Source organism: Kocuria sp. HSID17590 (assembly GCF_003989485.1).
Lineage (GTDB): Bacteria > Actinomycetota > Actinomycetes > Actinomycetales > Micrococcaceae > Kocuria > Kocuria salsicia.
The window spans coordinates 1-12,788 of record NZ_RBMB01000048.1 but is presented as its reverse complement, the minus strand read 5'-3'; the positions used below and the strand labels follow the sequence as shown (position 1 = coordinate 12,788).

At 74.3% G+C, this 12,788-nt stretch carries 9 protein-coding genes; 8 read left to right on the top strand and 1 reads right to left on the bottom strand.

Features of this window, described 5'->3' with window-relative positions; all coding sequences use genetic code 11:
- Window positions 1–2,676 (top strand): amino acid adenylation domain-containing protein (locus D8M39_RS11870; protein ID WP_126875075.1); only part of this gene is annotated, 2,676 nt, incomplete at its 5' end.
- A 64-nt stretch (window positions 2,677–2,740) separates the two neighbouring features.
- On the top strand, window positions 2,741–2,965 hold the full coding sequence (locus D8M39_RS11865; protein WP_094394165.1) for an MbtH family protein: 225 nt from the start codon (window positions 2,741–2,743) through the stop codon (window positions 2,963–2,965).
- Between the two features lie 84 nt (window positions 2,966–3,049).
- On the opposite strand, the gene D8M39_RS11860 is transcribed toward D8M39_RS11865, so the two are convergent.
- Window positions 3,050–4,258: an isochorismate synthase MenF gene (locus D8M39_RS11860; RefSeq protein WP_161971399.1), complete on the bottom strand. Its 1,209-nt coding sequence runs from the start codon at window positions 4,256–4,258 to the stop codon at window positions 3,050–3,052.
- Window positions 4,259–4,320: 62 nt separating this feature from the next.
- Between D8M39_RS11860 and D8M39_RS11855 the strand changes: the two genes are divergently transcribed.
- The 6 genes from D8M39_RS11855 to D8M39_RS11830 form a co-directional block, all read left to right on the top strand.
- A complete protein-coding gene (locus D8M39_RS11855; protein ID WP_055083263.1) occupies window positions 4,321–4,986 on the top strand; it encodes an isochorismatase family protein in 666 nt (221 codons plus the stop codon).
- A complete protein-coding gene (locus D8M39_RS11850; RefSeq protein ID WP_126875073.1) occupies window positions 4,979–6,652 on the top strand; it encodes a (2,3-dihydroxybenzoyl)adenylate synthase in 1,674 nt (557 codons plus the stop codon). The genes D8M39_RS11855 and D8M39_RS11850 overlap by 8 nt, the downstream gene beginning before the upstream one ends.
- Before the next feature lie 52 nt (window positions 6,653–6,704).
- Window positions 6,705–8,003: a lysine N(6)-hydroxylase/L-ornithine N(5)-oxygenase family protein gene (locus D8M39_RS11845; protein ID WP_126875072.1), complete on the top strand. Its 1,299-nt coding sequence runs from the start codon at window positions 6,705–6,707 to the stop codon at window positions 8,001–8,003.
- A gap of 135 nt (window positions 8,004–8,138) precedes the next feature.
- Window positions 8,139–9,977, top strand: a complete 1,839-nt coding sequence (locus tag D8M39_RS11840) for a siderophore-interacting protein (protein ID WP_126875071.1) — start codon at window positions 8,139–8,141, stop codon at window positions 9,975–9,977.
- Between the two features lie 6 nt (window positions 9,978–9,983).
- Window positions 9,984–11,729, top strand: a complete 1,746-nt coding sequence (locus tag D8M39_RS12820) for an ABC transporter ATP-binding protein (protein WP_161971398.1) — start codon at window positions 9,984–9,986, stop codon at window positions 11,727–11,729.
- 209 nt (window positions 11,730–11,938) lie between these two features.
- Window positions 11,939–12,788 (top strand): ABC transporter transmembrane domain-containing protein (locus tag D8M39_RS11830; protein ID WP_148111767.1); only part of this gene is annotated, 850 nt, incomplete at its 3' end.

Sequence of the window (12,788 nt, the reverse complement as noted above, 5' to 3'; positions counted from 1 at the left end):
AGCGTGGACCGGCTGCTGCGGGACCTCGCGCGGCGCTCGCCGGAGACCCCGAGCCTCGTGTGCGGGGACGTGCGGTGGAACGCCCGTCAGGTGGACGAGCGGGTGCAGCGCCTCGCCGCCGTGCTCGCGGACCGGGGGATCGGCCGCGGTGACGTGGTGGGCATCCGCCTGCCGCGCACGGCGGACCACATTGTGGCGATCTTCGCGGTCATGCGCACGGGCGCGGCCTACCTGCCGCTGGACGGGAACCAGCCGGTCGAGCGCGCGGCGCAGCTGCTCGCGGACTCCCGCGCGAGCGGTCTGGTCCGCGGCGGGGACTGGGACGAGGTGCCGGTGGCGCGCACCGCGCCGTTCGCCGTCGTCGACCTCGACGACGCCGCGGTGCGCGCCGTGCTCGACGGCACCGTGCCCGCCCCGGACGTGGACCCGGACCGGCTCACCGGCCCCGCGGACCCGGACCAGCCGGCCTACGTGATCTACACGTCCGGCTCCACAGGCAAGCCGAAGGGCGTGCTCGTGGGCCACCGCGGGCTGACCACGATGTACCACAACCACGCCGCCGAGATCTTCGAGCCCACCGTGGCCCGACTGGGCGAGCGGCTGCGCGTGGCCCACACCGTGAACTTCGCGTTCGACATGTCCTGGGAGGAGCTGTTCTGGATGCTCCACGGGCACCAGGTGCACGTGGTGGACGACCGGCTGCGGCTGCAGACCGCGGAGCTCGTGGCGCACTACCACCGGGTGGGGATCGACGTGATCAACGTGACCCCGACCTACGCCCGCGAGCTGCTCGGCCACGGGCTGCTGGAGGGGCCGCGTCACCCGGGGCTCGTGCTGCTGGGCGGTGAGGCGGTGCCGCAGGAGCTGTGGACGCTGCTGCGCGAGACGCCGGGCGTGAGCGGCTACGACCTCTACGGGCCCACCGAGTTCACGATCAACGCATTCGGCTCGCCCGTGGAGGAGAGCTCCTCGCCGTGCCTGGGCCGCCCCGTGCGCAACGCGCGCGCCGCGGTGCTGGACTCCTCCCTCCGCGAGGTGCCCGAGGGCGCCGTGGGGGAGCTCTACCTCTCCGGGGGCGGGCTCGCGCACGGCTACGTGGGCATGCCGGGGCGCACCGCCACAACGTTTGTCGCCGACCCGCAGCGCCCCGGGCAGCGGATGTACCGCACGGGCGACCTCGTGCGCCGGGAACCCGGCGACAGGCTCGTCTACTGCGGCCGCAGCGACCGCCAGCTGAAGATCCGCGGCATGCGCGTGGAGCCGGGGGAGACGGAGGCCGCGGCCGAGTCCCTGCCCGGGGTGGCCTCGTGCGCGGTGGACGTGCGCGGTGGCGACGCCGCACGCCACCTCGTCGCGTGGGTCACCGCGGAGGACGGCGCCGTGCTGGATCCCGCGGTGCTCCGCGAGCGGCTGCGGGAGCTGCTGCCCGCCCACCAGGTGCCGCGCCGCGTCACCGTGGTGGAGAAGATGCCGGTCACGGCCAACGGGAAGCTGGACCGCGCCGCGCTGCCGGACGAGCCCGGCCGTGCCGAGGGGGCGCGCTCCCCGCGCACCGCGGCCGAGCGGGCGGTGTGCGACGCCGTGGCCGCGGTCCTCGAACTCGACGCCGCCGAGGTGGATGTGACCGGGTCCTTCGCGGACCACGGCGGGGACTCCCTGGCGGCCATGCGGGTGGCGAGCCACGTGGAGCGCCACGCCGGGTTCACCGTGGCCGTGGCGGAACTGCTCGCGGGGACCTCCCTCGCGAGGATCGCCGAGGCGTCGGACGGTTCGCAGGACCCGGTGGGGAACGACACCGAGGACGACCCCGCTCGGGACGCCTTCCCGGACGACGGGGCGGGCGTCGCGTCCGAGGACACCCGGGGCCCCGCGCAGCCGGCCCGCGAGGTGCTGCACCTGCGGCGCGGCGAGGGGATTCCGCTGTGGTGCCTGCACCCCGGTGGCGGCTTCGCGTGGCCGTTCCTGCCGCTCGCGGCGCGGCTCGGCCAGCGGCCCGTGAACGGCGTGCAGCTTCCCACGGCGGAGGACGCGGCGGCCCGCGGCATCGACTCGATGCGGGGACTCGCGCGGTTCTACGCGGACCTGATCCAGGAGGAGCAGCCCGAGGGGCCGTACGACCTGCTGGGCTACTCCTTCGGGGGAACCGCCGCGCACCACGTGGCCGCCGAGCTGACGGCGCGGGGTGAACGCGTGTCCTCGCTGACCGTGCTGGACGCCCACCCGGCGGGACGGGCCACGTCCCACCGCTCGGCGGCGGCCCGCCGGACCCGCGGGGAGCTGCCGGACGAGCACGTGATCGAGCTCGCGGGACTGGCCGAGGACTTCGCCACACGCTCGCCCGAGGTCCTGGACGCCCTGCGCGAGAACCTGCAGCGGTGCACCGCCCTGCTCACCACGTCCGAACCGTGCGCCTACGACGGCCCGGTGACGCTCGTCGTCGCCGACCGGCTGCGGCCCGGCTTCGCCGAGAAGCAGGAGGAGGGGGTGTCCCGCCCCGGGCAGGACGACTGGGATCCGGAGAACGCGTGGCGCGCGTGCCACCGCGGGGAGCTCACGGTGCACCGGCTGCCGTTCTCGCACGCGGGGCTCGCGAGCCCCGAGGGCTGGGACACGATCCTGCCGCTGCTGCCACCGGCACCCACCCGCACCACCGCGGCCCGGTCGCAGGGTCGCTGAGACACCGCACCACCGAGACGCACCACCGAGACGCAGAACTGCTGACACACAGGAGGACGACACCATGAGCACCAACCCGTTCGACGACGAGGACGGCACCTTCCAGGTGCTCGTCAACGACGAGGAGCAGCACTCGCTGTGGCCCGTATTCAAGCCCGTTCCCGAGGGCTGGACGGTGGCCTTCGGCGGGACCGAGGGCACCACCCGCCAGGCCTGCCTCGAGTACGTGGAGGAGCACTGGACGGACATGCGCCCGCGCTCCCTGCGCGGGGAGTCCATGGGCGCCTGAGACCCGCTCAGCACGAGGGCCGCCCCCGCACTCGTCACGAGTGCGGGGGCGGCCTCTGTTGTCAGGATTCTGGCGTCCGGCGTCTCAGCCGCGGGAGCGCGGCAGCGCGGGTGCCGTGTCGAGGAGCTCCTTCACCCGGTCCTGCACGCCCAGCGCCGTGAGCACGGGGGTGAACTTCAGCCGGGTCTCGGCGAGCTCGGCCTCCGGGTCCGAGTCCGCCACGATGCCGCCGCCCGCGTGCGCGGTGAGGCTCAGACCATCCTCGGCCAGGTGCCCGCCGCGCAGCAGCACGCGCCAGTGCCCGTCCCCGGAGGCGTCGCACCACCCGACGGCACCGGCGTAGTACCCGCGTGGGGACTCGGTGCCCAGGATGTGCTGCAGGGCCGCCTGCCGCGGGGACCCGCACACCGCGGGCGTGGGGTGCAGGGCGGCGGCGAGGTCCAGCGCGGTGTGCGCGGAATCGGCCAGGACACCGCGGATGGGTGTGCCCAGGTGCCAGATCCGCTCGGTGTGCGCGAGCGTGGGCAGGGGCGGCACGTCCAGCTCGGCGCACAGTGGACGCAGGGCGGCCTCGATCGCGTCCACCACGTAGCGGTGCTCGTCGAGGTCCTTGCGGGAGGTCTGCAGGGTGAGCGCGGCCTCCCGGTCCAGGTCCCGGTCCTCGGGACGGCGGGCGGCGGTGCCCGCCAGGGGGTGCGTGTACACCTCGAGGCCCTCGCGGCGGATCAGCGCCTCGGGACTCGAGCCGACCATGTGCCCGCCGGGCACCGCGCCGTCCCTGGGGAGCCGGACCAGGTAGCCGTTGCCCTCGCGGTCGTCCGCCACGAAGCGGCGCAGCAGGTCCAGCGCGCTCGCGGACTCGTCGAGCTCCAGGCGCAGGGCGCGCGCGAGCACCACCTTGTCCAGCGCGCCTGCACGGGCGAGTTCCACGGCGCGGGCCACGCGGGCCACGTGCTCGCTCGGTTCCGGCTCCTCGTGCCAGGAGCGGACCGACGGCACGCCCGCGCCCGAGGTGCCGGGCCCGGGAAGGACGCTCGCGGCGTCGTCGACGTCCGGGTCCCAGGACTTGGGCTCGAAGAGTGCGGCCGGCTGGCGGGAGTCGAACGGCAGGCACCCGACCACGACGTCGGCGCGGCCGGTGCGCAGCGCGCGGGCCGCGTCCTGGGCAGAGGTCCAGCGCTGCCGGACGCCGTGGCCCACGGCGCCGCGGCCGTGCTGGGCGAGGACGAAGGAGGGGTCCGGGGCGAGGGGGTGGACGCCCGTGCGGGGAGAAGTTGTAGACTGGTTCAACACGGTGCTAAGGATAGGCTAACCTAATTGTCGAGTCCACCAACCGCACCCTGGAGTACATCGTCATGCCCATTCCCTCCATCGACAGCTACGCCGTCCCGGCGCCCAGTGAGGCCAACCGGGTGCACTGGCAGCTGGACCCGTCCCGCTGCGCCGTGCTGGTGCACGACATGCAACGATACTTCCTCGCCGCCTACGACCGCGGGGCGGAACCGGCGCGCACCGCCGTGAGGAACATGACACTGCTGGTCGAGGACGCCCGGGCCCACGGGATCCCGGTGATCTACTCGGCCCAGCCGGGGGACCAGCACCCGCACCGTCGCGGCCTGCTCAGCGAGTTCTGGGGCACGGGGATGACCGAGGGTGTGGACACCGAGATCATCCCCGAGCTCGAGCCGCAGGAGGAGGACGTGGTGCTGACCAAGTGGCGGTACTCCGCGTTCCAGCGCACGGACCTGCGCCAGGTGCTGAGCCACCTGAAGAAGGACCAGCTCGTGATCGTGGGCGTCTACGGCCACATGGGCTGCCAGGTGACCGCCACCGAGGCGTTCATGCACGACATCCAGCCGTTCCTGGTCTCGGACGCCGTGGCGGACTTCTCCCGGGAGGAGCACCGGGACGCCGTGGACTACGTGGCCAAGCGCTGCGGCTACGTGCTGCAGACCCCGGACGTCCTCACCGCATGGGACGCGGTGGGTGCCGTGCAGGCCGGGGAGGCGGCCCGTGTCTGAGCCGAGCACCCAGGACCTTCCCCCGGTGCTGCCCAACGGCATGCCCGCCGAGGCCGCCCGGCACTACCGCGAGCTCGGACTCTGGACGGGCCAGACGCACCGGGACCTCTTCGACTCCGCGATCAGCGGCCGCCCGGAGCGCACCGCCGTGGTGGACCGCCACCGCAGCCTGACCTACCGCGAGCTCGGCGAGGGCATGGCCCGCGCCGCCGCCGTGTTCCGCGCGGCTGGCGTGGGCGAGGGCTCGCCGGTGGTCGTGCAGCTGCCGAACTCCGCCGTGTTCCTCGAGACCGTGGGCGCACTCTTCGCGCTCGGGGCCGTGCCGGTCTTCGCGCTGCCGGCGCACGGCTCGCGCGAGGTCGAGCACTTCTGCGCCCTCGCCGACGCCGTGGCCTACGTGGGTCCGCGCCGTGGACCACGGGACCTGCTCGCGGTGGCCGACGCCGTGCGGGAGCACCGCGGCGACGTCGCCGTGGTCACCGTGGACGAGCGCGTGGCGCAGCCGTGGGCCGAGGCAACGGTGGACGGCGACGTCGTCGACGTGCGCGACGCCGCCATGCCCACCACGCGGGTCTCGCCCGCGTCGCTGGCGTTCCTGCAGCTCTCCGGCGGCACCACCGCGCTGCCGAAGCTGATCCCGCGCACCCACGACGACTACCTCTACTCCGTGCGGCGCAGCGTGGAGGTCTGCGACGTTCGCCCCGAGGACGTCATGCTGGTGGCACTGCCGTGCGCGCACAACTTCACCATGAGCTCCCCGGGGATCCTGGGTGCGCTGCACGTGGGCGCGACCATCGTGATGGCCGCGGACCCCAGCCCCACCACGTGCCTGAGCGCAATCGAGAAGCACGGGGTCACCCAGGCGGCGCTCGTGCCGCCGCTGCTGCTCGCGTGGCTCAACAGCCCGGCGGTGGCCCGCCACGACCTCTCCTCGCTGCGCACCCTGTGGGTGGGCGGCGCCAAGCTCAGCGACACCGCCGCCCGTCGCGTGGGCCCCGAGCTGGGGTGCACGCTGCAGCAGGTCTTCGGCATGGCCGAGGGGCTCGTGAACTACACGCGCCTGGACGACCCCGAGGACCTCGTGGTCACCACCCAGGGCCGGCCGATGTCCGAGCACGACGAGCTGCGCATCCTCGCCGAGGACGGCACCCCCGTGGCACCCGGTGAGCCCGGCGTGCTGCACACCCGCGGGCCGTACACCATCTGCCAGTACCACCGCGCCCCGGAGGTCAACGCCCGCTCGTTCAGCGAGGACGGCTTCTACTGCACCGGGGACATCGTGCGCCAGCTGCCCAGCGGGCACATCGTGGTGGTCGGCCGGGACAAGGACCAGATCAACCGCGGCGGCGAGAAGGTGGCCCCGGAGGCGGTGGAGAACGAGCTGCTCGCCCACCCGGCGGTGCACGACGTCTCCGTGGTGGGCATCCCGGACGAGGCCCTCGGTGAGCGGATCCGCGCCTACCTGATCCCGCGCGCGGAGCACCGGGAGCGGATGCCCACGGCCGTGGAGCTGCGCGGGTTCCTGCGCGGACGCGGGCTGTCCTCGTTCGCCGTGCCGGACGTCTTCGAGGTCGTCAGCGAGTTCCCGCACACCGGTGTGGGCAAGACCAGCAAGAAGGACCAGCGGGGCATGGCGGTGCCGGAGCGGGGCCCAGCGACCGACTGAGCCGAGCCGCCCGACCCACCCTTTTCCCACGAACCACGAATCGAGTTTCCCCATGTACGACCTCATCGGCGTCGGCTTCGGACCGGCGAACCTGGCCCTGGCCATCGCGATCGACGACCACAACCGGCGCTGCCCGGACGCCGAGCGGATCGAGGCGCTGTTCCTCGAGCGCTCGCAGCACTTCGCGTGGCACCCGGGCATGCTGCTGCCGCACACCACCATGCAGATCTCGTTCCTCAAGGACCTCGTCTCCTTCCGGGACGTGACGCACCCGCTGTCCTTCCTGTCCTACCTGCAGCACCGGGGTCGGCTGGACCACTTCGTGAACAAGCAGACGTTCTTCCCGTCCCGCGCCGAGTTCTCGGACTACCTGGGGTGGGCCGCGGACCAGGTCTCTGAGCAGGTGCGCTACGGCGCCGAGGTGCGGGCCGCCCGCGTGGACCCCGAGGACCGCAGCGTGGTGGTCGAGCTCGCGGACGGCGAGCAGCTGCACGCCCGCGCGGCCGTGCTGGCCCCGGGTCTGCAGCCGCGGTTGCCCGAGGGCGTGAGCCTCTCGGACCGGGTGATCCACACGTCTCAGACCGTGCACGCGCTGCAGCGCCTGGAGACCCCCGTGCGCACCGCGGTGGTCGTGGGTGCGGGTCAGAGCGCCGCCGAGGTCGTGCAGTTCCTGCACGAGCGGGACGAGCAGACCACCGTGCACTCGGTGTTCGCCAAGGTGGGCTACACCCCGGCGGACGACAGCCCCTTCGTCAACCGCATCTTCGACCCCGCCATGGTGGACCGCTGGCACGGCGCCCCGGAGGACGTCCGGCGCCGGCTCTTCGACTACCACCGCGGCACCAACTACTCCGCGGTGGACCCGGAGCTCGTGGAGGCGCTCTACGACGTCGAGTACGAGGAGCGCGTGAGCGGGCACCGGCGACTGTTCATGGACAGCTGCTCGGAGGTCGTGGCCTACCGGGAGACCCCCGACGCCGTGGAGGTGGACGTCCGAGACCTCACCACGGGGGAGACCACCACCCTGGAGGCCGACCTCGTGGTCTTCGCCTCCGGCTACCGCCCGGCGGACCCGGCCGAGCTCTTCGGCCCGGACGCCCGGTGGTACCGCCACGAGGGCACGGCACCGGCGGTCGCGCGGGACTACCAGTGGATCCCCGCGGACGAGTCCGCACCGCCGGTGTACCTCAACGGGGGTGTGGAGCACACCCACGGCCTGTCCTCGTCGCTGCTGTCCAACCTGGCGGTGCGCGGTGGCGAGATCGTGGACTCCGTGGTCGCGGCCCGTGCCGCGCAGTCCGTTGCCGACGCCGTCGACGTGGCGGGCGCAGTCGGCTCCGGCGCGCACTAGAGACCGCGCCGGTCCGCGCCGGTCAGCTCTCCGGCACGCACCAGACCGCACCCCGGCACCCGGCGGCCGGAGCCACAGACGCCGGAAGCGGGCGGCCCACGGCCCGCCCGGGCAGCAGGCAGAGAGAGGCAGCACATGCAACGCACCACCCGCGAGACCACCGTCTACCCGATCGCGATCCGCGAGCTGCAGGTGCAGCGGATCGAGGACCTGAGCCCGCACATGCGCCGCGTGGTGCTGGGCGGGCCGGGCCTGGAGGCCCACGAGCGCAACGGGGTCCCGGTCCCGGCGTTCCGCAGCACGGGCTTCGACGACGACGTGAAGATCATCGTCCCGGACCCGGTGACGGGGCTGTGCGCCATCCCGGAGCCCCAGCCCGGGGGCACGGTGGCGTGGACGGACGAGTCCGTCGCGCTCGCCCGGACCTACACGGTGCGCTCCGTGGACACCGAGGCGGGGGAGGTCGCCCTGGACTTCGTGCTGCACGGCACGGGCCTGGCCTCGGGATGGGCGCGGCGCGTCCGCCCGGGGGAGAGCGTATACGTGGCGGGCCCCAAGGCCTCCGCAGCCGCACCCGAGGACGTGGACTGGCTGCTGCTGGCCGGGGACGACACCGCCCTGCCCGCCATTGCCCGCGCGCTGGAGGACCTGCCGCGCGGCACCCGGGTGCACGCCGTCGTCGAGGTCCCCACGGACGCGGACCGGATCGAGCTGCGCACCGAGGCGGACGTGACGCTCACGTGGGCCGTGCGCGAGGCGGGCGAGGATCTGGTCTCCGCGGTGCAGGGCGTCGACTGGCTGCCCGGCGAGGCCTTCGCGTGGGTGGCCGGCGAGGCCCTGAGCATCAAGCCCCTGCGCCGCTGGCTGCGCGAGAAGCGCGGCGTGACCCGCGAGCACACGGACATCTCCGGGTACTGGCGCCGCCGGAACGTGGTCAGCGTGGCGGACTCCCCGGACGTCGTGGACGTGGGCGCCACCGGCCCCTCCGCGGAGGCCAGGCTGCACGAGCTCACCGAGCTGGCACCGGCGCTGCTCGTGCGCACCGCGTGCGCCCTGGGCGTCTTCTCCCACGTGGACGACGGCGCCACGAGCGTTCCCGCCCTGGCGCGCGTCCTCGACCTGCCGGAGACCTCGACCGGACGGCTCGTGCGCGCCCTGCGCGTTCACGACCTGCTGACCGGGGACGACGACGCCGCACTGGGCCTGAGCGAGACGGGCGTCCTGCTCGCGGACCCCGACTCCCGGCTGGTGCGCTCCCTCTCCCCGGCGGCCACCGTGCGGGAGCTCTCCCTCGCGGGACTCGACCGGGCCCTGGCCACCGGCGCCGCCGTGCCCGTGGACACCGACGGCCGCCACTGGGACGAGCTGTGCTCCCAGGACGAGGCCCTCGCGGCGCAGGCCGACGACCAGGTGGCCGAGGAGGCCTGGTTCACCGCCCCGGCGGTGCCCGCCGCCGTGGGCCTGGAGGAGTCCGAGACCGTGGTCTTCGCGGGTCCCGGATGCGGTGTCTACGCCGAGGAGGCGATGCGCCGCGTGCCCGGGCTGCGTGCCGTGCTGGCCGGCTCGGACGCCGAGGTGCGCCGGGGGCTGGCCGACGTCTCCGGCGTGCGCCGCGAGCACGTGCAGACGCTCGTGACGGAGGAGCCCGCGGACGTTCCCGACGGCACCGCCACGCTGCTGCTGCTCGACCCGTTCGGCTCCACCCCCGCCGCCGGGCACGCCGCCCTGCTGGACCGGGCCGTGCAGCGGGTGGGGCGCGTCGTCGTGATCACCGCCCTCGTGGACACCGAGACCCCGGACGAGTTCGACGTGGAGGAGGACCTGCGTCGGCTGTGCCTGAGCGGGGGCGAGATCCCCACGCGCCGCCGCCTGTCCTCGGTCGCCGCAGACGCCGGGGTGCTCGTCCACGCGGTGAACCCCGTGGGCTGGGGCGTGTGGGCCGTGGAGCTGCGACCGCTCACCGGACGGGTGTGAGCCCGGGTGCGCACGCTGCTCGAACCACCCGTTGACGAGGACCGCCGGACCTACCTGGCCGTGACGCCCTCGACCACCCCGGCGGGGCTGATCGGGCAGGTGCTGCGCTCGCGTCCCGGGCTGACCCTGGGGGCCGCGGTCCTCGCGGTCACCCACCAGCTCGGCGAGGTGCTCGTGCCCGTAGTCGTGGGCCGCGCGCTCGACGGGCCCCTTGCCGCGGGTGACCTGCGCGGCACCGTGCTGGTCGTGGTGCTGCTCGCACTCGTCTTCGTGCTGCTCAGCTTCTCGTACCGCATCGGGGCCCGCATGGGTCACGCCGCCACGAGCTATGTGGAGCACGAGCTGCGCATGCGCGTGACGGACACCCTCACCCGCCCCGAGGGCCTGGGCGGTCGCCGGCGCACACCCGGGGACCTGATGACCGTGGCTGGCACGGACGCCTCGGCCGTGGCGCGCACCAAGCTGCTCGCCTTCCTGCCCGTGGGCGAGCTCGCCGCCGTCGTGGCCGGTGGCGCCGTGCTGCTCGGCATCTGGTGGCCGCTGGGCGTCGGCGTGCTTGCGGGGGCCGCCGTCACGGCGTTCGTCGCGGACCGCCTGGCCGCCCCGCTCGCCGCGCGCCAGCACCGGGCGCAGGAGACCGCGGGTGCCACCGCCGACGCCGCCGTGGACCACCTCACCGGCCTGCGGGTCATCACGGGGCTGGGAGCGGGCCGCGAGGCCGCCTCGCGCTACCGCGCCTCCTCGCGCACCGCGCTGCGGGCAGCGCTCACGGCCAACGTCAGCCGGGGAACCCTCAGCGCCGTGACCCAGCTGGCGGGCGGCGTGTTCGTGGTGCTCGTGGCCGTCGTGGCGATGCAGCAGACCATGACGGGGCGGCTGTCCGTGGGAGACCTCGTGGTGGTCGTGGCCGTGTCCCAGCTGCTCGTGGACCCCATGAGCGTGCTCGGGCGCAACGTGGGCGTCGTGTGGGCCACCGGTGTCGCCTCGGCGCGCCGCGTGCTCGACGTTCTGCAGGCGCCACCGGACGAGAACTCGCCGGTGTCCGAGCCCGCTCTCGCGGAACTCTTGCCCGGCGCTCGCGAGCTCCTGGTGGTCGATGCGCCCGCCGCGGTCAAGCCCGTGCTGCTGGAGCTGCTGGCCGGAGCGCACCGGATCACCGAGCACGCGGACGCCCTCGCGGCCTCGGGCGACGACCACGTCTTCGACGCGTCCGTCCACGAGAACGTGGGCCTCGGCACCGTGGACCCCGAGACGGTCGAGCGGTGTCTGGACGCCGCCCAGTGTCGAGAGTTCCTGGACCTCGACGGCGCTCCGAGCGGCGATGACGCCGATCGCCCCCACCGCGGCCGCACGGACGCGGACGACGTGACGGCACTCCGAGACGGCCCCGACCGCGCAGCTTCGAATCCCACTGATCCGGAGCGCGAGGTCGCCCGCCCCGAGACGTCCCACCACGACGTCGCCGACCCCGGTGAGGCCGGCCGTCACCTCTCCGGCGGGCAGCGCCAGCGCGTGGTCCTCGCCCGCGCGCTCGCCGCACAGCCCGCGCTGCTCGTGCTGGACGAGCCCACCTCCGCGCTGGACACCGTGACCGAGGTGTCGGTCGCGCACGCCGTGGCAGAGCACCGCCGCGGGACCGCGACCGTGGTGCTCAGCTCATCCGAGGTGTGGCACGCCGCGGCGGACCGTGTGCTCACCGTGACCACCGGGGACGTCGCAGCCGAGCCCGTGACCGAAGGAGCGGCGTCGTGAGAGCAGCGCAGCCGGAACACGCCACGGGCCCGGTGCGCGCCCAGAGAAGCCAGGGGCCCGCGGATCCGCCGTCCGGACGGTCCTCAGCAGCGGGTTCCTCAGCCGCGGGGGACCCGTCCGAGGGGCCCGCCACCACGAGTCGTGACACCGCGAACCTCCCACCCACGAAGCTCCCATCGACAAGCCTTCCGCCCGCGGGCGGCCGTCAGGTGCTCGGCGCGGTCGGGCGGCGTCTGCGCCCCCAGCTGCCGCGGGTGATCGGCTCGCTGCTGGTGCTGCTGGCCTCCGCCGGGTGCGGTCTGGTGATGCCGCTCGTGCTCGGCGTCGTCGTGGACGCCGTGACCGGCAAGGTCTCGGAGCACCCGCTGATCGGGGACGGGGACCCGTGGCGCGTGCTGACGGTGCTGCTCGTGGCGCTCGTGCTGGGCTCCGCGCTCAACGGGATCGGCACGGCCTGGTCCGCCGGTGCCGCGGACCGCGTGGTGGCCTCCCTGCGCGAGGACGCCGTGGGCGCCGCGCTCACGCTGGACCAGGAGCGCGCCGAGGCCCTGGGCTCGGGCGAGGTGGTCTCGCGCTCCAGCGACGACGTCGCCGCCGTCACCTCCGCCGTCAACACCGCCCTGCCCTCAGCCATCGCGGCCGTGACGGGCGTGGTCGTGACCGTGGCCGGCATGGCCGGGATCCACTGGGCGTTCGCACTGGTGCTCGTGGTGGTCACCGTGCCCGTCTACGCGTGGACCGTGCGCCGCTACCTGCGCCAGGCCCCGCCGCTGTACCGCGCCGAGCGCGCGCAGCGTGCCGCCCGGGCCGGTGTGGTGCTCGACGCCGTCCGCGGGGGCTCCGTGGTCCGCCGCTTCCGCGCGGAGGGCTTCGTGCGGCGTCGGCTCGTGGTGCCCTCGTGGCTCGTCTCGCGCCTGGTGGTGCTCACGCAGATCGCCACCACCCGGCTCTTCGGCGGCGTGAACCTCGCAGAGTTCCTGGGCCTGGCCGCGCTGCTGGGGACCACGTTCGTGCTGCTCGGCACGGGAGCTGTGACCCTGGGCGCGGCCACCACGGCCA

What these genes read in the sequence shown, in the direction of transcription:
- D8M39_RS11865 (WP_094394165.1), top strand. Translation starts at nt 2,741, where the DNA reads ATGAGCACCAACCCGTTCGACGACGAGGACGGCACCTTCCAGGTGCTC.
- D8M39_RS11845 (WP_126875072.1), top strand. Translation starts at nt 6,705, where the DNA reads ATGTACGACCTCATCGGCGTCGGCTTCGGACCGGCGAACCTGGCCCTG.
- D8M39_RS11855 (WP_055083263.1), top strand. Translation starts at nt 4,321, where the DNA reads ATGCCCATTCCCTCCATCGACAGCTACGCCGTCCCGGCGCCCAGTGAG.
- D8M39_RS11840 (WP_126875071.1), top strand. Translation starts at nt 8,139, where the DNA reads ATGCAACGCACCACCCGCGAGACCACCGTCTACCCGATCGCGATCCGC.